Annotated in this window: 23 protein-coding genes and 2 pseudogenes; 16 read left to right on the top strand and 9 right to left on the bottom strand. The window is 60.4% G+C overall.

Annotated features, from left to right (window positions below; genetic code table 11):
• Positions 1 to 3 precede the first annotated feature (3 nt).
• The 8 genes from AC0IW7_RS03500 to AC0IW7_RS03535 are packed head-to-tail and all read left to right on the top strand — an operon-like array spanning position 4 to position 6,207.
• The gene (locus AC0IW7_RS03500; RefSeq protein WP_471815776.1) at positions 4 to 480 is read left to right on the top strand and encodes a nuclear transport factor 2 family protein; all 477 of its coding nucleotides are present in this window, start codon (positions 4 to 6) and stop codon (positions 478 to 480) included.
• Positions 477 to 1,265: an SDR family NAD(P)-dependent oxidoreductase gene (locus AC0IW7_RS03505; protein ID WP_471815777.1), complete on the top strand. Its 789-nt coding sequence runs from the start codon at positions 477 to 479 to the stop codon at positions 1,263 to 1,265. Before AC0IW7_RS03500 ends, AC0IW7_RS03505 begins: the two co-directional genes overlap by 4 nt.
• Positions 1,262 to 2,512 (top strand): NAD(P)/FAD-dependent oxidoreductase, encoded by a 1,251-nt coding sequence (locus AC0IW7_RS03510; protein ID WP_471815778.1) that lies wholly within the window; start codon positions 1,262 to 1,264, stop codon positions 2,510 to 2,512. Before AC0IW7_RS03505 ends, AC0IW7_RS03510 begins: the two co-directional genes overlap by 4 nt.
• Positions 2,509 to 3,306 carry a DUF1365 domain-containing protein gene (locus AC0IW7_RS03515; RefSeq protein WP_471815779.1) on the top strand — a complete coding sequence of 266 codons (798 nt, stop codon included), beginning with the start codon at positions 2,509 to 2,511 and terminating at the stop codon, positions 3,304 to 3,306. Before AC0IW7_RS03510 ends, AC0IW7_RS03515 begins: the two co-directional genes overlap by 4 nt.
• Complete coding sequence (locus AC0IW7_RS03520) at positions 3,293 to 4,564, top strand: class I SAM-dependent methyltransferase (protein ID WP_471815780.1); 1,272 nt, start codon at positions 3,293 to 3,295, stop codon at positions 4,562 to 4,564. The genes AC0IW7_RS03515 and AC0IW7_RS03520 overlap by 14 nt, the downstream gene beginning before the upstream one ends.
• 16 nt (positions 4,565 to 4,580) lie before the next feature.
• Positions 4,581 to 5,066: a DUF2878 domain-containing protein gene (locus AC0IW7_RS03525; RefSeq protein ID WP_471815782.1), complete on the top strand. Its 486-nt coding sequence runs from the start codon at positions 4,581 to 4,583 to the stop codon at positions 5,064 to 5,066.
• Positions 5,067 to 5,105: 39 nt separating this feature from the next.
• A complete protein-coding gene (locus AC0IW7_RS03530; RefSeq protein WP_471815784.1) occupies positions 5,106 to 5,423 on the top strand; it encodes a YkgJ family cysteine cluster protein in 318 nt (105 codons plus the stop codon).
• Between the two features lie 58 nt (positions 5,424 to 5,481).
• Positions 5,482 to 6,207 (top strand): class I SAM-dependent methyltransferase, encoded by a 726-nt coding sequence (locus AC0IW7_RS03535; protein ID WP_471815785.1) that lies wholly within the window; start codon positions 5,482 to 5,484, stop codon positions 6,205 to 6,207.
• Positions 6,208 to 6,220: 13 nt separating this feature from the next.
• On the opposite strand, the gene yjiA is transcribed toward AC0IW7_RS03535, so the two are convergent.
• From yjiA to AC0IW7_RS03550, 3 genes are all read right to left on the bottom strand, one after another.
• Positions 6,221 to 7,195 carry a GTPase gene (yjiA, locus tag AC0IW7_RS03540; protein ID WP_471815786.1) on the bottom strand — a complete coding sequence of 325 codons (975 nt, stop codon included), beginning with the start codon at positions 7,193 to 7,195 and terminating at the stop codon, positions 6,221 to 6,223.
• A gap of 98 nt (positions 7,196 to 7,293) precedes the next feature.
• On the bottom strand, positions 7,294 to 7,497 hold the full coding sequence (locus AC0IW7_RS03545; protein WP_122452145.1) for a YbdD/YjiX family protein: 204 nt from the start codon (positions 7,495 to 7,497) through the stop codon (positions 7,294 to 7,296).
• 61 nt (positions 7,498 to 7,558) lie between these two features.
• A complete protein-coding gene (locus tag AC0IW7_RS03550) occupies positions 7,559 to 9,625 on the bottom strand; it encodes a carbon starvation CstA family protein (protein WP_471815788.1) in 2,067 nt (688 codons plus the stop codon).
• Between the two features lie 399 nt (positions 9,626 to 10,024).
• Between AC0IW7_RS03550 and AC0IW7_RS03555 the strand changes: the two genes are divergently transcribed.
• From AC0IW7_RS03555 to AC0IW7_RS03565, 3 genes and pseudogenes are all read left to right on the top strand, one after another.
• Positions 10,025 to 11,821 carry a ShlB/FhaC/HecB family hemolysin secretion/activation protein gene (locus tag AC0IW7_RS03555; RefSeq protein WP_471815790.1) on the top strand — a complete coding sequence of 599 codons (1,797 nt, stop codon included), beginning with the start codon at positions 10,025 to 10,027 and terminating at the stop codon, positions 11,819 to 11,821.
• Between the two features lie 28 nt (positions 11,822 to 11,849).
• Positions 11,850 to 11,984 (top strand): annotated as a pseudogene (locus AC0IW7_RS03560) (ESPR domain-containing protein); the annotation flags it as partial.
• A gap of 120 nt (positions 11,985 to 12,104) precedes the next feature.
• Positions 12,105 to 12,452: pseudogene (locus AC0IW7_RS03565) on the top strand (integrase core domain-containing protein); the annotation flags it as partial.
• A 58-nt stretch (positions 12,453 to 12,510) separates the two neighbouring features.
• Here the strand turns inward: AC0IW7_RS03565 and AC0IW7_RS03570 are convergent.
• Positions 12,511 to 13,017 (bottom strand): DUF3015 domain-containing protein, encoded by a 507-nt coding sequence (locus tag AC0IW7_RS03570; RefSeq protein WP_122492896.1) that lies wholly within the window; start codon positions 13,015 to 13,017, stop codon positions 12,511 to 12,513.
• Positions 13,018 to 13,214: 197 nt separating this feature from the next.
• Here AC0IW7_RS03570 and AC0IW7_RS03575 point away from each other — a divergent pair, with 197 nt between their 5' ends.
• The 3 genes from AC0IW7_RS03575 to AC0IW7_RS03585 all read left to right on the top strand — a co-directional run bounded on the left by AC0IW7_RS03575 (position 13,215) and on the right by AC0IW7_RS03585 (position 17,009).
• Positions 13,215 to 14,378: a DUF3142 domain-containing protein gene (locus AC0IW7_RS03575; RefSeq protein WP_471815792.1), complete on the top strand. Its 1,164-nt coding sequence runs from the start codon at positions 13,215 to 13,217 to the stop codon at positions 14,376 to 14,378.
• Positions 14,365 to 16,557 carry a hypothetical protein gene (locus AC0IW7_RS03580; RefSeq protein WP_471815794.1) on the top strand — a complete coding sequence of 731 codons (2,193 nt, stop codon included), beginning with the start codon at positions 14,365 to 14,367 and terminating at the stop codon, positions 16,555 to 16,557. Before AC0IW7_RS03575 ends, AC0IW7_RS03580 begins: the two co-directional genes overlap by 14 nt.
• A gap of 83 nt (positions 16,558 to 16,640) precedes the next feature.
• Positions 16,641 to 17,009, top strand: coding sequence for a PilZ domain-containing protein (locus AC0IW7_RS03585; protein ID WP_471815795.1), 369 nt, complete (start codon positions 16,641 to 16,643; stop codon positions 17,007 to 17,009).
• 144 nt (positions 17,010 to 17,153) lie between these two features.
• Here AC0IW7_RS03585 and radA read toward each other — a convergent pair whose 3' ends face one another.
• The 4 genes from radA to AC0IW7_RS03605 all read right to left on the bottom strand — a co-directional run bounded on the left by radA (position 17,154) and on the right by AC0IW7_RS03605 (position 21,269).
• Complete coding sequence (gene radA, locus AC0IW7_RS03590; RefSeq protein WP_122492900.1) at positions 17,154 to 18,521, bottom strand: DNA repair protein RadA; 1,368 nt, start codon at positions 18,519 to 18,521, stop codon at positions 17,154 to 17,156.
• A gap of 48 nt (positions 18,522 to 18,569) precedes the next feature.
• Entirely contained in the window at positions 18,570 to 19,118 is a 549-nt protein-coding gene (locus AC0IW7_RS03595; protein WP_471815797.1) for an ankyrin repeat domain-containing protein, read from the bottom strand.
• Positions 19,119 to 19,172: 54 nt separating this feature from the next.
• The gene (gene katB, locus AC0IW7_RS03600) at positions 19,173 to 20,696 is read right to left on the bottom strand and encodes a catalase KatB (protein ID WP_471815799.1); all 1,524 of its coding nucleotides are present in this window, start codon (positions 20,694 to 20,696) and stop codon (positions 19,173 to 19,175) included.
• A gap of 321 nt (positions 20,697 to 21,017) precedes the next feature.
• A complete protein-coding gene (locus AC0IW7_RS03605; RefSeq protein ID WP_471815800.1) occupies positions 21,018 to 21,269 on the bottom strand; it encodes a YdcH family protein in 252 nt (83 codons plus the stop codon).
• A 163-nt stretch (positions 21,270 to 21,432) separates the two neighbouring features.
• Between AC0IW7_RS03605 and mscL the strand changes: the two genes are divergently transcribed.
• A complete protein-coding gene (gene mscL, locus AC0IW7_RS03610) occupies positions 21,433 to 21,867 on the top strand; it encodes a large-conductance mechanosensitive channel protein MscL (protein WP_471815802.1) in 435 nt (144 codons plus the stop codon).
• A 33-nt stretch (positions 21,868 to 21,900) separates the two neighbouring features.
• Here mscL and AC0IW7_RS03615 read toward each other — a convergent pair whose 3' ends face one another.
• Entirely contained in the window at positions 21,901 to 22,611 is a 711-nt protein-coding gene (locus tag AC0IW7_RS03615) for a sulfite exporter TauE/SafE family protein (RefSeq protein WP_471815803.1), read from the bottom strand.
• A 304-nt stretch (positions 22,612 to 22,915) separates the two neighbouring features.
• On the opposite strand from AC0IW7_RS03615, the gene AC0IW7_RS03620 reads away from it, so the two are divergent.
• Positions 22,916 to 23,767 carry an urease accessory protein UreD gene (locus AC0IW7_RS03620; RefSeq protein WP_471815805.1) on the top strand — a complete coding sequence of 284 codons (852 nt, stop codon included), beginning with the start codon at positions 22,916 to 22,918 and terminating at the stop codon, positions 23,765 to 23,767.
• The last annotated feature ends 3 nt before the right edge of the window (positions 23,768 to 23,770 follow it).

A 23,770-nucleotide genomic window follows, 5' to 3' on the forward strand; every position in this document is an offset into this window, starting at 1 on the left:
GCCATGCCCCTTGAACGAGCAACAACGCCCGGCCACGAGCCGCAGCGTGACGGTGACCCGCGCGACTTCCTGCAGCGCTTCGCTCACGCATTTGCCGCACTGAACGCCGACAACCTGGACACCTTGGGCCAGCTCTACAGCGACGACGTGCGCTTCCAGGACCCGCTGCATGAAATTCATGGTCTGCCGGCCATGCGCGCCTATTTCGAGCAGTTGTACGCCAACGTTCAGGACCTGCACTTTCAGTTCCACGGGTTCGATGAACTCACGCCGGGCGCCGGCTACCTGCGCTGGACCATGACCTACCGCCATCCCCGTTTGAATGGCGGCAAGGCCATCGAGGTGGACGGCTGCTCGCACCTGCTGTGGCACGACAAGGTGTACGCGCACCGCGATTATTTCGACGCCGGCGCCCTGCTGTACGAGCACTTGCCCGTGATGGGGCGGGTTATTCACTGGCTGAAGGGGCGCCTGGCATGAGCAGCGAAAGACGTATCTGGCTGACCGGCGCTAGCAGCGGCATCGGCGCGGCCCTGGCCGAACAGTTGTTGGCTCAAGGCCACCGCCTCGCCCTCAGTGCCCGCCGTGTGGAACCATTGCAAGCCTTGGCTGCACGGTTTCCGGGGCGCGTTCTGGTATTGCCCGGCGACTTGGGCGAGGCCGACCAAGTACGCGAGATCGGTGAGCAGATCGGGCAGCAATGGGGCGCGCTGGATGGTGCAATTCTCAACGCCGGCACCTGCGAATACATCGACGCCCAGCATTTCGAAGCAGCCATGGTCGAGCGGGTCATGCGCGCCAACCTGCTGTCGGCCAGCTACTGCATCGAAGCGGCGCTGCCGTTGTTGCGTGCGGGCCATGAACCGCACCTGGTCGCGGTTGCCAGCTCAGTCACCTATTTGCCGCTGCCCCGTGCCGAGGCCTATGGCGCATCGAAGGCGGCGCTGCGTTATCTGATGCAGGCGCTGCGCATCGACCTCGCCGCCGAAGGCATCGACGTCACGCTGGTTAGCCCAGGCTTCGTCGAAACGCCGCTGACCGCGCGCAATGACTTCGCCATGCCGATGACCTGGTCCGCCGAAAAAGCCGCCCTACATATCGCCAAGCGCATGGCCAAACGCCCCCACGAAATTGCTTTCCCCGGCCCCTTTATTGCCGTGCTCAAGTTGCTCGCCAGTTTGCCCTCCACGGTGCAACTGGCCCTGGGCAAACGCATGGCGCGCAGCGCCGAACCTGTTTCGCATTCCGCCAAGGACGACGTATGAAAATTGCCATTATCGGCAGCGGTATTTCAGGGCTGACCAGCGCCTATCTGCTCAACCGCCAGCACGATATTCAGGTGTTCGAAGCCAGCGAATGGATCGGCGGCCACACCCATACCGTGGACGTGCAAGTCGATGGCCGCGATTACGCAGTGGACACCGGTTTTATCGTGTTCAACGACTGGACCTACCCGAACTTCATTCGCTTGCTCGACAAACTGAAAGTGGCCTACCAACCCACCGAAATGAGCTTCTCGGTGCACGACCTGCAGAGCGGCGTGGAGTACAACGGCAACACGCTAAACAGCCTGTTCGCCCAGCGGCGCAATCTGCTGTCACCGACGTTCTGGGGCATGTTGCGCGACATCTTGCGCTTCAACCGCGAAGCCCTGGCCGAGCTGGAAAACCAGCAAATCAATTCCGGCATGACGCTGGGCACTTACCTGCAAACACGCGGCTATCGTCAGCGCTTTATCGACCACTACATCGTGCCGATGGGCGCGGCGATCTGGTCGATGTCGCTGGGCGAGATGCTGAATTTTCCGCTGCGTTTCTTTGTGCAATTTTTCAAGAATCACGGCTTGCTGTCGGTCAACAACCGGCCGCAATGGCATGTGATCAGCGGCGGTTCGCGTGGTTATGTGGAGCCGCTGGTGGCGTCTTTCCGCCAACACATTCGGCTTAATTGCCCGGTGCTGAAAGTGGAGCGCGATGAGATCGGCGTGACCGTGCACAGCGCCCATGGCATCGAGCATTTCGACAAGGTGATTTTCGCCTGCCACAGCGACCAAGCGCTGCAACTGCTCGACCAACCGACGGCGGCAGAGCAAAGCATTCTCGGCGCGTTGCCGTATGCCGAAAACGACGTGGTGCTGCACACCGATACGCGCCTGCTGCCCAAGCGTCGCCTGGCCTGGGCCAGCTGGAACTACCGCCTCGACGGCAACCGCGAGCGCGCGGCGGCGGTGACGTACGACATGAACATTCTGCAAGGCATTCAGAGCGACACTACGTTCTGCGTGAGCCTGAATCAGAACGAGGTGATCGACCCGGCAAAGGTGCTGTCGCGCCACACCTATGCGCATCCGCAATACAGCCTGGCCGGCGTCGAAGCTCAAGGGCGCTGGCACGAGCTGCTCGGCGTAAACCATACGTACTATTGCGGCGCCTACTGGGCCAACGGTTTTCATGAAGATGGCGTCGTCAGCGCCCTGCGCGTTGGGCAGGCGTTTGGCGAGGCGCTGCAATGAACAGCGCCTTGTACTGCGGCTGGGTGCAGCACCGGCGCTTCAGCCCGCGCGCCCACGATTTCCGCTATCGCATGGGCTTTCTGTTTCTTGATTTGGATGAACAGGAACAGGTGCTGGCGTTATCGCCATTGGCCGGGCGCAGCCGCTGGGCGCCGTTTGCGTTTCGCGAGACCGACTTTCTGCCGACCTTTACCGGCGCTGGCGTTCGCCTGAGCGATGCCGTGCGCGGCGTGGTCAGCGAGGCCTTGGGCACGCCCCTGCTGGGCAGAATCTGCCTGCTGGCACAGCCGCGCAGCTGGGGCGTGGCGTTTAATCCGGCAAGTTTTTTCTACTGCTACGACAGCGTCGGGCAGTTGCAGGCGGTGTTATGCGAAGTCAGCAACACACCGTGGCGCGAGCGTTATCACTACGTGTTGCCGTGCGAAGACGGCCACTCCGGCCCGCACCACGTGCGGGTGGACAAGTCTTTTCACGTGTCGCCGTTTCTGCCGCGCGATTTGCAGTACCGCATGACCTTCAGCCAGCCCACTGCGCGCCTGGGCGTGTTCATGGCCGACTGGCAAGGCGAGCACAAACTGTTCGACGCCAGCCTGAGCCTGACGCGCCGCCCGCTAACGCGCGCGAGCCTGCACGGGCACTTGCTGAGTTTTCCCTGGATGACCGCCAAAACCGTGTTGGCCATCTACTGGCAGGCGCTGCGCCTGCTGCTTAAACGCACGCCCCTTTTCTCCCACCAGCCGGCGCAGGGTTCTGTGCGCGTGGCTTCGCCGGAAAGCCACCATGAAAAGCCCTAGCCTCAGCAGTAAAACCTTTTCCCGCACTGGCAATGGCATCGGCGCCGGCTTATTGCGCCGCGCCGTGTTGCGCCTGCTCGGGCAACTGCGGCACGGCCAACTGAGCATCGTCGAGAACGGCGAGCGCCTGGTGTTCGGCCAGCCTGGCGCTGAGCTACAGGCGGAAATTCACGTGCTCGACCCCGCCGTGTGGTCGTTGGTCGCCAGCAATGGCTCGATTGGTTCCGGCGAGGCGTATATCCACGGCTACTGGAGTTCGCCCGACCTGACCGCCGTGGTGCGCGTGTTTGTGTGCAACCTCGACCTGCTCGATTCCATGGAGCGTGGCCTGGCACAACTGGGGCGCCCGCTGGTTGCCGGCCTGCATTGGCTGAACCGCAACACGCGCAAGGGTTCGCAGAAAAACATCGCGGCGCACTACGACCTGGGTAACGAGCTGTTCGAGCAATTCCTCGACCCGACCATGATGTATTCCGCTGCCATGTTCCAAAACGCGGACGACACTCTGGAGCAGGCGCAGCTGAATAAGCTGGAACGCATCTGCCAGAAACTCGCCTTGAAACCGACCGACCATTTGCTGGAAATAGGCACCGGCTGGGGCAGCATGGCGATTTACGCGGCGGTGAATTACGGCTGCCAGGTCACCACCACCACGCTGTCGCGCGAGCAATACGCCTACACCCGTCAGCGCATTGAAGCGCAGGGCTTGCAAGATCGCGTGACGTTGCTGTTGCAGGACTACCGCGACCTGGTTGGCCAGTACGACAAACTGGTGTCCATCGAAATGATCGAAGCGGTGGGCCACAGCTTTCTGCCCACCTACTTCAAGCAATGCGCGCACCTGCTCAAAGACGACGGCTTGATGCTGCTGCAAGCCATCACCATCCGCGACCAGCGCTATGAGCAGGCCAAACGCAGTGTCGACTTCATTCAACGCTACATCTTCCCCGGCGGCGCCCTGCCCTCGCTGACCACCATGCTCACGGTGGTGACTGAAGAAACCGACATGAACCTGCTGCACATGGAGGACTTCGGCCTGCACTACGCCCGCACCTTGCGCCTGTGGCACGACAACCTGCGTAACGCTCGCCACACCCTGCACGAGAAGGGTTACGACGATTACTTCTTCCGCTTGTGGGAGTTTTACCTGTGCTACTGCGAGGGTGGTTTTATTGAGCGCACCATCGGCACCGCGCAGCTGCTATTGGCCAAACCGGCGGCGCAACCTGCGCCTTTGTTGGGCCGCTTTGACGCTTAAGACGGTGGCGAACGCCGTGCTGTTTCAGCTCGGTTGGTTCGCTGGCGTGTACAGCCCGCAGTACCCGGCATTGCTGGGGGTCATCGCGCTGGTAGTGGTTATTCACCTGGCCTGGCTCGGTCGCGGCGAAGTGCGTTTGCTGTTGGCGGTGACGCTACTGGGCACTGCCCTCGACAGTGCCTTGATGCACGGCGGGCTGTTTGTGTTTGCCGAGGGGCAAGCGTTGCTGGGCGGCTGGCTGATTCCCGCTTGGCTGGTGCTGATGTGGACGCTGCTGGCCACCACCTTGCGCCATTGTCTGGCCTGGACGGCACGGCCGCTGGGGCTTGCCTGCGTGCTGGGCGCGGTGAGTGCACCGCTGTCGTACTACGCCGGCGCACGACTCACCGGGGTGCAATTGCCGTACGGTCTGGTGCCGAGTCTGCTCACCTTGGCAATGCTGTGGGCCGTGCTGTTTCCATTGCTGCACGCCCTGGCGCGACGACTGCACCCGGACGAATAGCAGCCTGCGTCGGGCGGCAATCTGTACACTGTCGCCCCCATGAGCGACCTTCCAACCATTCCCCTCGTCACCCTTGAGCCCGCGCCTGCCGTGGCCTGCTCCAACTGCGCGGCCTGTTGCTGCCAGTTGGAAGTGATGCTGCTCACCGACACGGGCGTACCCGAGCGTTACATCGACTCCGATGAGTGGGGCGGCGAGGTGATGGCGCGTCTCGACGACGGCTGGTGCATTGCGCTGGACCGCGACACGATGCGCTGCACCATCTACGAAAACCGGCCCTGGGTGTGCCGGATTTTTGAGACCGGCTCGGCGGAATGCCTGGAAGAGCGCCAACAGTTGTCGACTATTTACCGCTAATTCCCACAGCAGCATCGGTATAGTCGCACCTTAGACGTAACGGACAGGGACGCCCCGCGTGCACAGCATCGAACGCATTTACCCCAAAGACCTCAACCCGCAAAACCCCGACGACCACGCCACGCTGGCCATTCATATGCAGCGCTACGAATTCGCCTCGGGTTTGCTCAGTGGCTCGCGCGTTCTCGACATGGCCTGCGGCTGCGGTTACGGCACGGCGTTATTGGCCGAGCAGAACCCGGACAAGACCGTGATCGGCGTGGACATCGACCCCGAGGCCATCGCCTACGCCCAACAGCACTATCGGCTGAGCAACCTCAGCTATGTGTGCGCCAATGCCGAAACCTTCGCGGGCGACCAGGCGTTCGACACCATCGTCAGCCTGGAAACCATCGAACACTTGCCCAGCCCTGCCCGCCTCGTCGCCAATTACAGTCGCCTGTTGGCCAGCGGCGGTCAGGTGATTGCCTCGGTGCCGATTACGCCGACACTGGACGGCAATCCGCACCACTTGCACGACTTCAGCAAAGGCTCGTTCGCGCGGCTGTTCCGCAGCCAAGGCCTGCGCTCGGTGAAGGAGTTCGAGCAAATTCAGTGGTGGCAATTCAAAGGGCTGTTCAGCAAGAAAGCCGATCACCAGAAACAGCACCGCTCCGAAGGGGTGGGCAATGCCGTGTTGCAGTACTACCGGCGCCACCCTTTCTACCTGCTGGCGCGCCTGGGCTCGATGCTTCGCTATGGCTTTAGCAATCGCTACCTGACGTGCCAGTTCAAGGCGCAGTGATCGCGCCCTGAATTCAATCAGCCGCTACGGCGGCGAACCCCGCGCGAATCTCTTCTTCGGGCAACTGATCACCGATAAACACGATCACGCTTTCGCGCGCATCGTCGGCCGACCACTCGCGGTCCCAGTCAAAGCCGTACAGGCGCAAAACGCCCTGAAACACCATGCGCCGGTCTTCGCCGGCAATGTTCAGCACGCCTTTGTAGCGCAGCAGCGAATTGCCGTGGGTTTCCAGCAGGTTTTCCATAAAGGCGCTGAGCTTGTCGATATCCAGCGGCTGCTCGCTTTTCAGCACCAGGGTGCCGATACGATCCGGGCTGGCCGCGGGGGTTAGCGGACGCAGGCTGACGGTGGTGGGAAGGTCCGCGTTGAGGTTGAAGCCGCGTACATCCAGCAGTTCAGCCAAATCGATTTGGCCATGCTCAACCACCCGGATCGGTGCGCGACGGTTGATGCGGCCGAGGCGTTGTACAAGTGCGTCGTAGTGCTCGTCGGTGACCAAGTCCCGCTTGCTTACCAGAATGCGATCGGCGAACCCAACCTGCGCCTGGGCGATGGGTTCGGCCAGGTGGCGCTCGGCATTGGCGGCGTCGACCACGGTAATAATGCCGTCGAGCACGTAGCGCTCACACAATTCTTCTTCGGCGAAAAAGGTTTGCGCCACTGGCGCCGGGTCGGCCAGGCCGGTGCACTCGATCACCAAGCGGTCGAAGACCAGCTCGCCGCTGTCCAGGCGGTCGAGCAGCAGGTAGAGGGCTTTCTCCAGCTCGACATGAATGGAGCAGCACACGCAGCCGTTGGCGAGCGTCATCACCTGCACCGGCTCGGTGCCGAGCAATTCGCTGTCGATCGGGGTTTCGCTGAATTCATTCTCGATGACGGCAATTTTCAGCCCGTGTTCGGCTTTGAGAATGTGCCGCAGCAAGGTGGTTTTGCCGGCGCCGAGAAACCCGCTGAGAACGGTGACCGGAATGGGAGCGTGACTCATGGCTACGTCCTGAACAGTGACGCCGTGGGGCGCCTAAATAGAAAACGCCACGACAAGCGTGGCGCCAGAAATTTCAACAGAAGAAAAGTGCCACTGATTCAGCAGCAGCGAATAGGCCGCCCTTTTCCGCCGCCATAACGGGCTTCCTGACGTTCACGAAAGAACTCTTCGTACGTCATTACCGGCTTGTCCGGGTGCTTGTTGGCCATGTGTTCGACGTAATTGTCGTAATCGGGCATGCCCACCAGCATGCGCGCGGCTTGCCCCAGGTATTTGCCCATGCGACTCAGGTCATTGAACATGGTCTGTCCTCAATAAAGCGGGCCGGCGCGACGCCGGCCCGTGTCCACGCACGTGATTGGCTCAGATGTGCGGAATGGGTTCGAACGGGGTTTCTTTGTCACTGCGCTCCGGGCGAACCCAGGCCGCGCGGCCAACTTTAATGGCGTAGAACAGCACGCTGAACACCACGAACAGGAACAGCACCGTGAGGGTGGCGTTGGTGTATGCGTTGAAGATCACGTGCTGCATTTGCTCGGCGTCTTTAGCCGGGGCGATCACTTGGCCTGCGGCCAATGCATCGCTGTATTTGCGACCGAGTGCCACGAAGCCCACTGCCGGGTTGCTGTCGAACAGCTTGATCAAGCCTGCGGTGGTGGTGCAGATCAGCAGCCAGGTGGCGGGCAACGCCGTGACCCAAGCGTACTGCTGACGCTTCATTTTGATCAGCACCACAGTGCCGAGCATCAGCGCGATGCCGGCCAGCATCTGGTTGGAAATACCGAACAGCGGCCACAGCGTATTGATGCCGCCCAACGGATCGACCACGCCCTGGTACAGCAACCAGCCCCACATCGCTACGCAACCGCCCGTGGCGATGATGTTGGCGACCCAGGAATCAGTTTTGCGCAGCGCCGGAACGAAGTTGCCGAGCAGATCCTGCAGCATGAACCGTCCCGCTCGGGTCCCCGCATCAACCGCCGTGAGGATAAACAGCGCCTCAAACAGAATCGCGAAGTGGTACCAGAAGGCCATGGTGTTTTCACCCGGCAGCACCTGGTGAAGAATCTGCGCGATACCCACCGCCAACGTCGGCGCACCACCGGCACGCGCCAGAATGGTGGTTTCACCAATGTCACGCGCCGTGGCTTCCAGCACCTCTGGCGTGATCAAGAAACCCCAACTGCTGACCGTTGCCGCCACCGAGGCAACATCCGCACCCACTACAGCGGGTGGGCTGTTCATGGCGAAGTACACGCCCGGTTCAATCACCGAGGCAGCGACCATGGCCATGATTGCCACGAACGATTCCATCAACATGCCGCCGTAACCGATGTAGCGCGCATGGGACTCGCTCGCCAGCAGCTTCGGCGTGGTGCCCGAGGAGATCAGTGCGTGGAAACCAGACACCGCACCGCAGGCAATGGTGATGAACAGGAACGGGAACAAACCGCCTTTCCACACCGGACCGGTGCCGTCTACGAATTGCGTCAGCGCTGGCATTTTCAGATCGGGCATGGTGATCAGGATGCCCAGCGCCAAGGCGATGATGGTACCGATCTTGAGGAACGTAGACAGGTAGTCACGCGGGGCCAACAGCAGCCACACCGGCAGCACCGACGCCACGGCGCCGTAGCCGATCAGCATCCAGGTGATTTCAATGCCGGTGAAGGTGAACATCGGCGCCCACTCTGGGCTGGCAGCAACCTGGCCTCCAAGCCAGATGGAACCGAGCAACAGCAGCAGGCCCACCACCGAAATTTCACCAATGCGGCCCGGGCGGATATAGCGCATATACACGCCCATAAGCATCGCGATCGGGATGGTCGCCATCACCGTGAACATGCCCCACGGGCTCGACGCCAGGGCTTTCACCACGATCAGCGCCAGCACCGCGAGGATGATGATCATGATCAGGAACGCGCCAAACAGCGCAATGGTGCCGGGCACCTGGCCCATTTCTTCGCGCACCAGCTCGCCAAGTGAACGGCCGTTACGGCGCGTGGAAATGAACAGCACCATGAAGTCTTGTACCGCACCGGCGAGAATCACCCCCGCAATCAGCCAGAGCGTACCGGGCAGATACCCCATCTGCGCAGCAAGCACCGGGCCCACCAAGGGACCTGCGCCAGCGATAGCAGCGAAGTGGTGACCGAACAGAATGTGTTTGTTGGTCGGCACGTAGTCCAGACCATCGTTATTCAACACAGCGGGAGTGGCGCGGTTGGGGTCCAGCTGCATCACCTTATTGGCGATAAACAAGCTGTAGTAACGGTAGGCAACCAGATAGAGGGCCACGGCGGCCACCACTATCCATAACGCGTTGATGGCTTCACCGCGGCGCAAGGCCACGACACCCAAGGCACCGGCGCCCACTACGGCCAACACTGCCCAGGGCAGATGGCGTAGGACGCTATTGTTATTGTTCATGGAAAACTCCGAATGGATGGACGTACAAGCGGCCTTTCGAGTTTAGACGTTTCCGTGCCGCAAGGTATCCGACGTTGGTCTAGGCGCAAAGAACAGGACCGTAGCGGCCAGGGAAATCTGTCTAAGTAATGCCACGACCGCAGATTGATTGGTCAAGTCAAAGCGTCGTGTTGGGGCCAGAAACGGCACCACCAAATCGCATGAACAAGATTATTTAAGGATTAAGAAAAACACGCAACTTCTACAAATCCCACACCGAAAAGACCAACTTCCCACAGTTTATATTTCCCCTTACAACCATGTAGGCAGGAACTTACATCAGCAGGCGAACCACATTCTACTCGGTAGGTCCAGGCACGCTAAGAATGCATCTCCCCATAGATGCATAGATTACCGACCATGCGCCCATCCACCGTTTTACAAGCACGCAAGATCAATTCCCTACCCCCACGACGCCCCTTAGGCTCGCTTTCCGACGCGATAGGTAAAGCCATACTGATCGGCGTTTTCGCTACTGTTTTTCCGCCGCTTCTCCAAGCAGCAGATCCAGTTCCACGGATTAGCCCTCTTGACCGCGAACAAGACCTACAAAACAAACAGCGTCAACAAGACGAAATCAACCGTCAACTCGATAAAAATCAGCGCGACTCGCAAGCGCCACAATTTCAACTGCCTCAGGCATCCGAGCCAGCGGTTGACAACGGGCCTAAGTTTCTGATCAGCAAAATTACCATCAATAGCGGTGATCAAAGCAGTAGCTCCGTTAATGTTGATGATGTACTCGCTAAGTATAGAAACCGCGAACTCGGCAGCAGTGATCTGTTCAGCCTGATCCGAGATGTCAGTAATCGGTATGCCGATGAAGGTTATTCGACAACTACCGTAAGCCTTGTGCCAAAAAACATGAAGCAAGGCGAAGTAGAACTAAAGATAAATTGGGGCTACGTCGACGGATGGTTAATTAACGGAAAGCCGCCTAGCGGACCGTATCAAAAACTGTTAACCGAATCAGCCATGCCCGCACTTGCAGGTAAGCCATTAAACATTCGGCAAGTTGACCAAATGGTAGAAAACCTGAATAACGCGGCGAAAACTGCACGCGTTGACATTCAGCCTTCCGAGCGCCTTGGTTATTCGTATTTAAATTTGGTTGTTGAAGACAAAGGGCTGCCGAGCGTCACGCTTAAAGTTGATAATTCTGGCACGGACAGCCCGAGCAAGGGCCGTTATCGCTTCAGCGCCTCCACCAGCATTAGCGATCTGTTGCTGGGCAACGATACCGTCGGCCTTAACTTGAGTTCGCGCCGCTATGAACTCAGTGATAGCAACTCCGAGTACAACGCAGGTGTAACGTATTCGGTACCGTTCGGGTTCTCCAAAGTCGATCTTCGTTTCAACCATTCCCAATACGAGCGACTAACGCCGGGCGGGAAATACGGCACCTATAACACCAGCGGCGACTCCCAAACGTACGCCGCCAAGTTCAGTCATGTGCTCACACGCGGAAAAACCGACAAGTTAACGGCATCAACTGAAATTGAGCACAAGGAAAGCGCCAACTATCTAGAGGACGCATATCTAGAAACAAACAGCATGCCCTACTCCAACGTCAAATTCGGCTTGGAACATGTCACGCAGCTTGCCGGCGGCTCGTTATATTCCGACGTTACGTTTAGCCAAGGCCTATCCGCTTGGAGTTCGAAACAAGCAGCTTACGATGGAAACCATCAGCCTAAACACTTTCAAAAACTTGGGTTCAATACAGCCTGGTCGCGCCCTTTCAAATGGCTCGAACGGGACTTCAGCTTTTCCTCTCGTATTGGCGGCCAATATTCAAAAGACAACTTGCTGGTCGCCGAGAAAATGGGCCTCGGCGATGAGTTCACCATCAGAGGATTTAGAGCTACACCTCTCTGGGGCGACCAAGGGGTTTATATCTCAAACACGTTAACTCACCCAATGAAATTGTTAGGCGGCTCTATCTCTCCGTTGATCGGCCTCGACTCAGGCTATGCACGAGACGCTATTAGCGGAAGCGAAGGTGGCGCGATTTCCGGTTTAGCCATCGGAGCGAGCGGAAATTGGCGTTACGGCGGAGCTTCAATAACGCTGGGACTTCCCCTCTACATGCAACAGGAATTTAAGAATAGCAATGATAACGCTGCTCTTTATATGAGCACCTACCTAACTTTTTAAATTATTCATATTTAATAGGACCATCACCATGAACAAAAATTGTTTTCGACTGATATTTAGCAAAGCCATAGGCTGCTTAATTCCTGTCGCGGAAATCTGCACAGCGCAACGTAAGCCTGGGCAAACTCGGGGCGCATCCGCTACAGGCGTACATCGCTGGGCATTGAAAGCGCTTCCTCTCGCGTTGCTTGGCATCTTGCCGCAGGCATTCTCGCAAATTGCAATTGCGCCAAATCAGCAAACTATTAGTCAGTCGGCCAATGGCGTGCCGGTAATGGAAATTGCTGAGTCGGTGCTCAAGGCGCTGAAGAAGGCCGTAGATGAACGAAGAACCGATCAGCGTTTGGTTCATCACTCAGATCGTGGCGCGCAATACTGCTCGGACCTTTACCAGCGCCTGCACATCAAGCACAGCATTACCTGCTCAATGACCGACGGCTACGACTGTTACCAGAACGCGATGGCCGAGCGAGTGAACGGGATTTTGAAGATGGAGTTTCTGCTGCAGCGACCAAAGAACATCGCAGAAGCCCGAAAGATGGTCGACGAATCGGTAGGGATTTATAACGAAGAGCGGCCACATCTGGCCTTGAAATACAAAACGCCCGATGCGGTGCATCGGGCGTTTTGAGATTGAAACAGGTGTAAACCTATTTCAGGACTAGACACCTGTCATTTAATTTTCGAGGTTAAGCCGGCTGTTTGGCATACCGCGCCAGCTGGGCGTCTTTGCTCATGACATCCAGCGTATTGGCCAGCACCTGTTCGCTGGTCACGTCAGCCTTCGAGAAGATGCTGTCGAAGTTGGCGTGGGTCACCTGGGCGAAGTGCGCGCGGTCGCCTTTTTCAACGCCGAGCAACGTGGCGTAGGCGTCTAACGCTTCCCCCTGACCTTGGGCCATGTCTTCCGCAATGGAGTCGAGCATACCGTTCATGGCCAGCATCGAACGGCCGCCGTAGCCGAGTTTTACGTGCGAGTCGCAGCCGTTGGTGCCAGAGGTGAGGCCAAACGTGGCGTTCCCGGAGGTGCCATTGGTGGTGGTCGCGAGCAGGTGCGGCGCCAAACCGCGCTGCCCTTCAAACAGCATGTTGCCCCATCCGCAGCCACCGCCGCCGGCCTGATCGGCCTGGGCCGCAAAGCTGGCCGCGCTGAGTACCGCCACTATCAAACCTTTGCCAAGCAATCGCTTATCCATGTCTGCGCTCCGCAGTGATTGTTTTTTAAACGCTCTTGCAGCTTTGGTGACACATACCCCCCTGTCAAATCGACGCCGGACGACCGGTAGGCTTGGCACGCCCTCAGCGCTCATGCACCATGGCGCGCCGCCTCCCTTGAGCCCTGCCGCACGTGCCCGTTTCACTGCCTTTGTGGCGAACCCTTTGCGTAGTTTTTTTGGCCGTCATCACCCTGGCCGGCTGCGAGCGGCCGCCCGCGATTGCGCTGGACCAGCAGGTGTATATCTGGCAACGCCAATGGCGCGCGCAGCACGCCGAAACGCTTGCGCAAAGCCATGCCGACTTCTCCACGTTGCGCGTATTGGCGGCGCAGCTGCATCCGCGCGAGGGCTGGATTCAAGCGCGCATCAACCCACAAATGCTCCAGCAGGATGGCCGGCCGCTGGTGGCGGTCATCCGCCTGGATGGACAACTGCCTCGCCTTGACAGCGCCTCCATCGCCGCGCAGACGCAGACGTTGATCAGCGCCTGGCGGGCAATGGGGCTGAACCTGCGCGGCGTGGAGTTTGATCACGACTGCGCGAGCGCTCGCCTGAACGAGTACGCAGCCTTACTTCATACCCTACGCAGCCAACTGCCGAACGACCTCGCGCTCAGTATCACCGCCCTGCCCGCCTGGCTGAGCAGTCCTTCCCTCGCAGTTGTCCTGGCAGAGGTCGACAGCTCAGTGCTGCAGGTGCACGCGGTAAACCGTCCGACGCTGGGGCTATTCGAGCCAAATCAAGCGCTACGGTGGGCCATCGCTTACGGTGCAATTACGCCGAAACCCTTTCTGCTCGCCTTGCCCGCCTACGGTGTGGCCTTAACCGACAGCGGCGAAGTAGAGAGTGAGGCGCCCTTGGCCCAAGGCGGCAGCCGTCGCGAGTTGCAAGCCGATCCGCAGCAGGTGGCAACCTTGCTGGAACGGCTGCACGACTCGCCCGTGGCCAAGCTGACGGGGCTGATCTGGTTTCGATTGCCGCTGGCCGATGACCGTCGCGCCTGGCCATTGGCGACGCTGCAGGCCGTGGTGCACCGGCAACCACTGCGCAGCGCGCTACACGTTCAGGTGCAGCAGCAGGGGTCACTTTATGAAATACGCGTAATCAACCGCGGCAACCTGGCCGCTGCGTTGCCATCGCTCGTTCGTGGCGCCGGCCAGGGCTGCGAAGCCGGCGATGGCGTTCAAGGCTTTCGGCTGCAACGTCCCCTTGATTCGCTGCGCTTCACGCGCCCACCATCCAGCCAACAACCCGACCCATTGCCCGCCGGCCAGAGCCGCGCAATAGGCTGGGTGCGTTGCCAACAACTCGATCAAGGAGGATTCAGTGCCACGCCTTAATGCCCGCCGTCATCTGCTCGCCGCCGCCGTGAGCGCGGCACTTGCCTGCGCCCCCGCACTTGCCTGCGGCCCGGATTTTCCCCTGCGCCTCTTGAGCGACCGGGCCAACGCGCTAGCCGAGCTGCCTGAAAGCAATTTCACCTTCGAGGCCGCTCGCCTGGCGGTGTCTGTGCCCGCGTTGCCGCCGGCGGCATCCGCCGATGCGGAAAGCCGTTGGGACGCCGAGCAAAACCGTTACCTTGAGGAAATCGAGGTGGCTGAGGGCAAAGACCTGAGCGCCGAGCAATTGGCCACGGTGCGCCAAGTGCGCCAGCTCACCGACGCGGCGCAGGCCGAGAAAGCCGGCGCCGCGCTGCCTGCCGAGCTACGCCTGTACACGGCAGGCGCGGTGGCTTTTGCACAATCCGACGACGCCGCGGCGCAGTTCTATTTCCGCGCCGTGCTAGCGCTGCCGGCAGCCGAACGGCGGCTGCGCGGCGCCTGGGCCGCGTACTCACTCGGCCGTAGCCTGGCGCGCACTGTCGACGCTGCGCGCCCCGCCGAGCTCACCGATGATCAACTGGCCGACGCGCGCCAGGCCGATATCGAAGCCGCCAAGCAGGCCTTCCGGCAAACCCGCCAACTGGTGCTGGACGGTGCCAGCGATGCCATGGAACTGGGTATCGCCAGCCTCGGTGAAGAAGCGCGCCTGGAGCTGGATGAAGGCAACTGGTCGACCGCCATCGGCCTGTACGCCAGTCAGCTAAAACTCGGCTCCACCACCGGCTATAGCTCGATGAAAGCGCTCGCCGTCGACCTCAGCCAAATGCCGGAAGAACAACTGGCGCCGCTGCTTCAGCAATTGCCGGTGCAACGTTTGCTGACCGCGTACCTCATCAGCCATGCCGGTTGGTCGTATGGCGAGCAGCCAGCGGGCGAGCAGACCTTGGTGAAACTGCTGCAACGGGGCGACATCGCCAATATGGCCAACGCCGACCGCCTCGCCGCGTTGAGTTATCAAGTGGGCGACTACGCCGCCACCGCCGCCCTGCTCGAACATGCGCCCGACAATGGCCTGACGTGGTGGCTGCGGGCAAAAATCGCCTTGCGCAACGGCGATCAGAACAGCGCCCAGGCCGCCTATGCCAAAGCCGCCCAGGCCTTTCCTGAAGACGAGTCCTGGGGCTGGCGCCGCGACGCTAATTGGAACAGCGAAACCCTGCAGCCGCACTGCCGCGTAGAAGGCGAAGGCGCCATTCTGGCGCTGCAACGCGGTGACTACCTCGAAGCCTTCGAAGCCTTGTACCGCAGCGGCTATATCTACTGGGGCGACACGGCCGAAGTCGCCGAACGGGTGCTAACCACCGACGAGCTGAAAGCCTTCGTCGATGCCAACGTGCCGGCTCCGCCCTCGATTGCCACGCCGCCCGAGCCTTACGTTTACCAACCGCGCCCGGTTGCCGCCCAATTGCGGCAACTGTTGGCACGCCGCCTGTTGCGCGATGGGCGCTATGACGAGGCGCCGGACTATTTCTATGAAGTGAGCCTGCAAACAGCTGCCCGCGAGTACGGCCAAGCCCGGCAAGCGGCGCAGTCGCGCTGGACCGACACAGGTAAAGCCGAAGCGCTGTATCAGGCCGGTAAGCTGGCGCGCAGGCAAGGCATGGAGTTGCTCGGGTATGAAATGTCGCCCGACTTTGCCTGGTTCGACGGTATGTATTCCCTCGACCGGGTGCAGGTTCAGACGCCAGGTCGACTGTTGAGCCAAGCCGAAACCGAGCGGCAAAACGCCAACCTGGCGCAGCCCAACAACCGCTACCACTACCGCTGGGTCGCGGCCGAACTGGCTAATCAAGCCGCCGACTTGCTGCCGACCACCAGCCAGGCCTACGCCGCCACGCTGTGCCGCGCCACCGGCTGGATTATCTACAGCGACCTGCCGGTGGCGCAGCGCTATTACCAGCGTTACGTGGACAACGGACCGGTGGTGCCCTGGTCCGGAAATTTCGGCCAGAACTGCCAAGAGCCGGACTTCGAGCACGTCACCCAGCGCCTGTGGCAGTACCGCCTCGACACCACCTGGAAAGCCCTGCGCCCTTATAAGTTCTGGCTGTTCGGCCTGGCGCTGGTCGCCGGCATGGCAGTGGTCGGCTACCGGCGAAAAAAGCGCGCCGTCACACTTCAGCCACCGCAGCCATAGCCGGTGCCGTAGCCTTGGCTATAGTGATGGAACCGAAATGCCCCGATGAAATCGGATAGACACTGCCTACTGGAGCAAACCCCATGAGTGAGTCAACCAACGAGCGTCGGCGCTTCCAGCGCATTGCCTTCGACGCCAGCACCGAAATCGCCCAAGGCGATCAGCGCTGGACGGTTGAACTGCACGACCTTTCGCTAAAAGGCCTGCTGGTACAGCGTCCGGAAAACTGGAACGGCGATGTCAGCCAGCTGTTCGACGCCCATGTGCACCTGAGCCCCGACGTACATGTGCGCATGGAAGCCACCCTGGCTCGCGACGAAGGCGGTTTGCTGGGCTTCGAATGCCGGCACATCGACCTCGACTCGGTGAGCCATCTACGCCGGCTGGTGGAGCTGAATCTGGGCGATGAAGATCTGCTCGAGCGGGAACTGACCTCGCTCGGCGAGGCGTAACGCGTAGGTTGGGTAGTTCGGCTCAACCCAACCTACGAACTTCACCGTCATCCTCGCGAAAGCGGGGATCCAGGCTATCCCGTCAAACGCCTATCCGGGCCGATTTAAAAACCCGCGTGATAAAAGGCGTTGACCAAAACGCCCCTACTCAAACAACGCATCCAACGCCTGCTCCAACCGCGTCACCGCAATAATCTGCAGCCCAGGCGGCGACTCCTTCGGTGCGTTGCCTTTGGGCACGATGGCGCGTTTGAAACCGTGCTTGGCCGCCTCTTTCAGGCGTTCCTGACCACTGGGCACCGGCCGCACTTCACCCGACAACCCCACTTCGCCGAACACCAGCAAGTCGTGCGGCAACGGCCGGTTGCGCAGGCTCGACATCACAGCGGCCATCAGCGCCAGGTCGGACGCGGTCTCCATCACTTTCACGCCGCCGACCACGTTTAAAAACACGTCCTGGTCGTGGGTCGGAATGCCGCCGTGGCGGTGCAGCACGGCAAGCAACATGGCCAGCCGGTTCTGATCCAGCCCCAGGGTCACGCGCCTCGGGTTGGCCAGGTGGCTGGTGTCGACCAACGCCTGCACCTCGATCAGCATCGGCCGCGTGCCTTCCCACGTCGCCATCACCACGCTGCCCGGCACTTCTTCCTGGGCCCGGGTGAGGAAAATGGCCGAGGGGTTCGACACTTCCTTCAAGCCACGGTCTGTCATCGCGAACACGCCCAGCTCATTCACCGCGCCAAAGCGGTTTTTCACCGCCCGCAGTAAGCGCAGCCGACCGTCGGACTCGCCTTCGAAATACAGCACGGTATCCACCATGTGTTCCAGCACGCGCGGCCCGGCCAGCGCGCCTTCTTTGGTCACATGGCCGACCAGAAAAATCGCCGTGCCGCTCTGTTTGGCATAGCGCACCAGCAGCGCCGCGCTTTCGCGCACCTGCGCCACACCGCCGGGCGCCGATTGCAGTTGTTCGGTGAAAATCGTCTGGATGGAGTCGATCACCATGACCTTGGGCTTTTCCACCCGCGCCGTGGCGATGATTGATTCGATGCAGGTTTCGGTCATCACCTTGAGCTTGTCTTCCGGCAAGCCGAGACGGCGGGCGCGCATGGCGACTTGCTGCTGCGATTCCTCGCCGGTGACGTACAGCGCCGGCAAGCGCGTGGCGATGTTGCACAGGGTTTGCAGCAGGATGGTGGATTTACCAATGCCGGGGTCGCCGCCGATCAGCACCACCGAGCCGTCGACCAGACCGCCGCCGAGCACGCGGTCCAGCTCCACCGAGGCGGTGGAAAAGCGCGGCATTTCTTCAACGCTGACTTCGGCCAGGGTTTTGAGCTGCGCCTGTTGCCCAGCCCAACCGGCGCGACCGCTTGCTGCGGTTTCGCTGCCGACCTCGATCATGCTTTCGACCAAGGTGTTCCAGGCGCCGCATTCGCCGCACTGGCCGGCCCATTTGGGGAAGGTCGCACCGCACTCGGTGCAGCCATACATACGCTTGGCCTTGGCCATCTCAACCCCCTCGCCAAAAAGCGCCGATGATAACGCAGCTACCCCGTTTCAACGCGGCGCGGGCGTGCGAATTTCACCGGTGGCCAGCCGAGCGGCGCTGTTGCCCAGACCGTCTTCGGCGTTCAAATCCGCACCTTTGGCGGCCAGGGCATCGAGCAGTTCCGCGCGGTTGAACAGGCCGGCATACATGGCAGCGGTTTGCCCGGCGCCGTTGCGTTGGTCCGGGTTGCAGTCGGTTGCCAGCAGGCGCCGGGCGATGCTCACCTCACCCTTGAAAATCGCGCCCATCAAGGCGGTGTTGCCGCGCTGGTCTTGCTGACAGGCGTCGGCACCGGTCTGCAACAGCAGCTCCACGGCCGGTTGCTGGCCGTGGTAGGCCGCCAGAATCAATGCGGTGTAGCCCTTCTCATCCTGGCTATCGAGCGGGTAATGGGCGTCGATAAACGTTTGCAGCACCGGCACATCGCCTGCCCGTGCTGCCTCGAAAAAGTAGCTGCGCAGTTGCGCCTGTACATCAGCGGGCTCGCTCGGAGTAGCCGCCGAAACCAGCGCGCTGAATGCCAATGCGCCGAGCAGTACAACGGTTCGAATAATCATCACAGCGCTCCTGAAAAAACGGCGGCCCTCAGCAGAAGGCCGCCGCTATTACCCTTAGTCCGACAGCTTGGCGGCCAAGGCTTTCACTCGCTCCAAATCGCCCTTGGCGACCTTCGCAACACCCGTGCCGTATTCAGGGTCGGCCTTGTACAAGAACGACAGGATGATGTGCTTGCTCTGCTCATCGGTGGTAGCCAACGAGCCGCCGAAGCTTGCGATCAGATCCTCGCGCTCTTTCTGGCTGTAAGAGCGGTACAGATCACCGGCCTGTTTGAAGTTTTGCTCGCGCTGAATCTTCTTCTGCTCGGTGCTGCCTGACAGCGGCGAGCTGCTGTAGCGCGCGCTGGCAAATTCTTCACGCGGCTCCAAGCGGCTGGGCTGATAGTTGACCCCCGAGGTGGTTTTGCCGCTGTTCATGGCGCCGTCCTGATTGCCGTTATTAACCTTCACCCGTGGTTGGTTGATGGGCAACTGCAAGGCATTCGCGCCCAGGCGATAGAGCTGGGTATCGGCGTAGGAAAACACGCGGCCTTGCAACAAACGGTCTTCGGACGGTTCGATGCCAGGCACCAGATTGGCGGGCGCCATGGCCACCTGTTCGGTCTCCTGGAACACGTTGTCGGTATTGCGGTTAAGCACCATCTGCCCGACTTTGCGCTCGGGCACATCTGGCCAGATTTTAGTGGCGTCCAGCGGGTCGAAAGCGAACGAGCTCAGCTGTTCAGGCTTGAGCACTTGCACGTAGAGATCCCATTTGGGGAAGTCGCCTTTTTTAATGTGCGCGATCAGATCATTACCCAGGTGGCTGTAGTCCTTGCCCTGCACTTGCTCGACTTGCTTGGGATCGAGGTTGTTAATGCCTTGCAAGCTTTTCCAGTGAAACTTCACATAATGGATTTCACCGTTAGCATTAACCAACTTGTACGCGTGCACACCATTACCGTCCATTTGCCGATAGCTGGCCGGGGTGCCGTAGTTGGAATACAGCTCGGTTAACGTACGGGTGGATTCAGGTACATGGGAGAAAAAATCAAACCGGCGCGAATCATCATCCAAGTTGGTACGCGGGTCCGGCTTAAAGGCGTGCACCATATCGGGAAACTTGATGGCATCGCGAATAAAGAAAGTTGGGAAGTTATTACCCACTAAATCCCAGTTACCGTCGGCGGTGTAGAACTTGGTGGCAAAACCACGGGGGTCGCGCAGGGTTTCGGGGGAGTGGTTGCCGTGTACCACGGCGGAGAAACGCACGAACACCGGCGTGACTTCGCCGGCAGCAAACACCTTCGCTTTGCTCAGGTCGCTGAGGTCGTCGGTAACCGAGAACGTGCCATGGGCCCCGGTGCCGCGGGCGTGTACGACGCGCTCAGGAATGCGCTCGCGGTCAAAGCGTTGAAGCTTTTGCAGCAGTTGGACGTCTTGCAGCAGCACCGGGCCCGTGGTGCCGGCCGTTTGCGAGTTCTGGTTGTCGCCTACCGCTGCGCCGTTATCGCGCGTGAGCGTGGCGGCCTGAACGGCGAAGGAAAGAAACCCGACACAAAATAGTGAAGTGGCAGGAACAAGCGATTTTCTATTCATGATCGTCTCCCTATTATTTTTAGCGCATCAGTTGCGCTTTAGGAGACTAGAGCGATACAGCCACGTTTTCTAAATAGAAAACTTTAACCATCCCGATAAATAAAACTTCCTCGTTAGTTAATAACGCCAGGCGTATTCGCGCGAATAGCTTATTGAAAAATGAAAGTTACTGACTCGAATCAATATGAAATAAAAGCCTGAGGGCGGACACGTTAAATTAGAAATATCCGAGACGCAAACTGGTTTTTTCTTCCTATATATATAAGCGACAAACGCGAACCAAACGCTGGACAACTATCAGGCTTGGTTCGCGAGGCTTCGCTAGCGGTCTTTGGCCGCCGTTTCCAAGCGCTGGGCGATTTCCAGACTCAAGGTCACCCGTTCGTTTTTCAGCGCCTTGAGCGCCATGTCATCCATGGCCTGACGCCCATCCTCCACCTGAAAAATCTGTTTATCCAACGCCGCGTAGTCGGCGGCGAGTTTGCTGAAGTGCGCGTCCTGGCCCAGCAGCCGTTGCAGCTCGTCCTGATACTCAGGGTATTCCACGTGCAGCGGATGGTGTTCGAGGGTCATAGGCCGTCTCCTGTCGCAATGGGTGGGTTGACTCTCTGACAGCCTAGACCAGCGGCAAAAACGGGGAACGCACAGCGCCAAGGTCGGTCACTTGAAGCTGGGAGCGGCGAAACGGGTGCTCTACACTGCCCCCCAACCACCATTAGCAACAGGGAGTCGATCTATGAGCATACTCAGCGAGTTCAAAGCGTTTGCAGTCAAAGGCAATGTCGTCGACATGGCGGTCGGTATCATCATCGGCGCCGCGTTCGGCAAGATTGTGTCGTCGTTCGTGGGCGATGTGATCATGCCGCCTCTGGGCCTGCTGATTGGCGGCGTCGACTTTTCCGACCTCGCCATCACCCTCAAAGCCGCCCAGGGCGACGCCCCGGCCGTGCTGCTGGCCTACGGCAAGTTTCTGCAAACCTGTCTGGACTTCGTGATCGTGGCCTTCGCCATTTTCATGGGCGTGAAAGTCATCAACAAACTGCACAAAGAACACGCCAAAGCGCCCGCTGCGCCGACGGCTGAAGTGGTGTTGCTGACTGAAATTCGCGACCTGCTGAAAACCGAGCACGCGCCCGTGCCGCCTACGGTAGACAAGCAACAACCGCTCTAAACCTTGCCGTTCGGGGAGCGGCTTGAGCCGCTTCTAGAACAGGCTTTTGGCCAGGGTGGCCGCTGACATCAACACCAGCACGCCGCCGATCACGCCATGCAGCGCCATGGGTTTACGCCGAAACAACACCTGCCCCGCCACATTCCCCAACAGCGCCGGCACCAGCAAGCTGGCCGCCAGGCTCAGGTGTTCATGGCCGAGCACGTTCAGCCAGTACAAACTTCCCAGCGCCAGTACATCGCTCGCGGCAAAAAATACGATGGCGGTGGCGCGCACGCTTGCTGGCGAAAGCCCGCTGCGCAGTAAGTACACCACCACCGGCGGCCCGCCCGCCGAGGCCATGGCCGTGACCAGCCCAGAGACAAAGCCGGCCGACATTGCCCAGCCCGTCTTGACCTCACTGACCGCAACCGGTCTACGCCACAGCACCAGCACCCCGCCAACCAGGCAAAGCAGCGCCACCACAGGCGCCATCCACTGCTCCGGCACGCGAGCCAACGCCAGGGAACCCACCGGCACCGCCAGCACCATGCCCAGCACCAAGCGAATGCCCACACCCCGGTGAACCTGTTTGGCCGCGCCCGACCACAGGCTCGCGCTGCACAGCAGGTCGAGCAGCAGCACCACGGGAATCGCCACGGCTGGCGGGCACACGGTGAGCAAGCCCAACGCCAGCACCATGGCAAAACCGAAGCCGCTGTAGCCGCGCAACAGCCCGGCGACGAAGGCGAGTATCAACAGCATGTCAGGCGCCCCTGGTAGTGGTGGCGCGAGTGTAAGGAGGGGGCTCGCCTCGGTGCGAGGGCCAGATCGGCCAAGTTACCGAGCCAGCTGGCGCGTATTGCACCGTTTTTGCCCCTCGCCTCCTGCGCGCACCAATATAGCGCACACGATCGATTCCTTTACCCGTCCGCAGAGCTGCAAAAGCTGATCAGCAGGCCAACAAACCCGCCACCCTTCACCGCGTTCCCCACCCGCGCGCACCGCTCCAGCGCAAGAGGCACGGCTATTGCTCTAGCCCCTGGGTCCGAATTGACCTAAGCCTTTGATGAACGCACCCCTTCCCCCAGCCCTGTTCACCCCCAACTGGTACGCCGAGTTGGAGCTGGCCTATGCGCGTCAGGGCGACAGCACGCGCCCGGTCATGCGCCGCCATCAGGGTCCGCTGCGGGTGCAAAAGCATTTGTATGCCGAAGGGCCCGAGGTGTGTCAGCACATCATCGTGCACCCGCCGGGCGGCATTGCCGGTGGCGACCGCCTGAACATCAGCGTGCAGGTGCAGGACCACGCCTGGGCGCAGCTCACCAGCCCTGGCGCGGCCAAGTGGTATCGCGCCGCAGGGCCGGCGTTTCAGCAGCTGACCATCGACGTCGCCGCCGGTGCCACCCTGGAATGGCTGCCGCAAGAGACCATCGTCTACTCCGCCGCCCAGGCCGAACTCACCACCTCAATCGAACTGCACGGCGATGCTCGCTTGATGTATTGGGACATGGTCGCCCTGGGTCGCCCGGCGGCCGGCGAGCGCTTCGACAAGGGCCACTTTCAAGCGCACCTGGACATCCGCCGCGACGGCAAACTGCTCTGGCATGAACGCCAACGGGTAATCGGCGGCGATGGCCTGCTCGACTCACCTATCGGCCTCGACGGCCACCCGGTATTTGCCACGCTGCTGATCACCGGCGAGCTGGCGCCCGAATTACTCGAACACTGTCGCGACCTGTGCGCCGGGCCCCATGCCCGCGTGCGCGGCGACCTTAGCCAATTGCCCGGTTTGCTGGTTGCACGCTGCCTCGCTGTCGAGGCGCTGCACGCGCGAGCCTGGCTGATCGATCTTTGGCGTGTGCTGCGCCCGGCCCTGCTGGGTCGCGCTGCCGTCGCGCCGCGAATCTGGAGTACCTGACCG

The sequence above is a fragment of the Pseudomonas sp. AC229 genome (assembly GCF_979254655.1).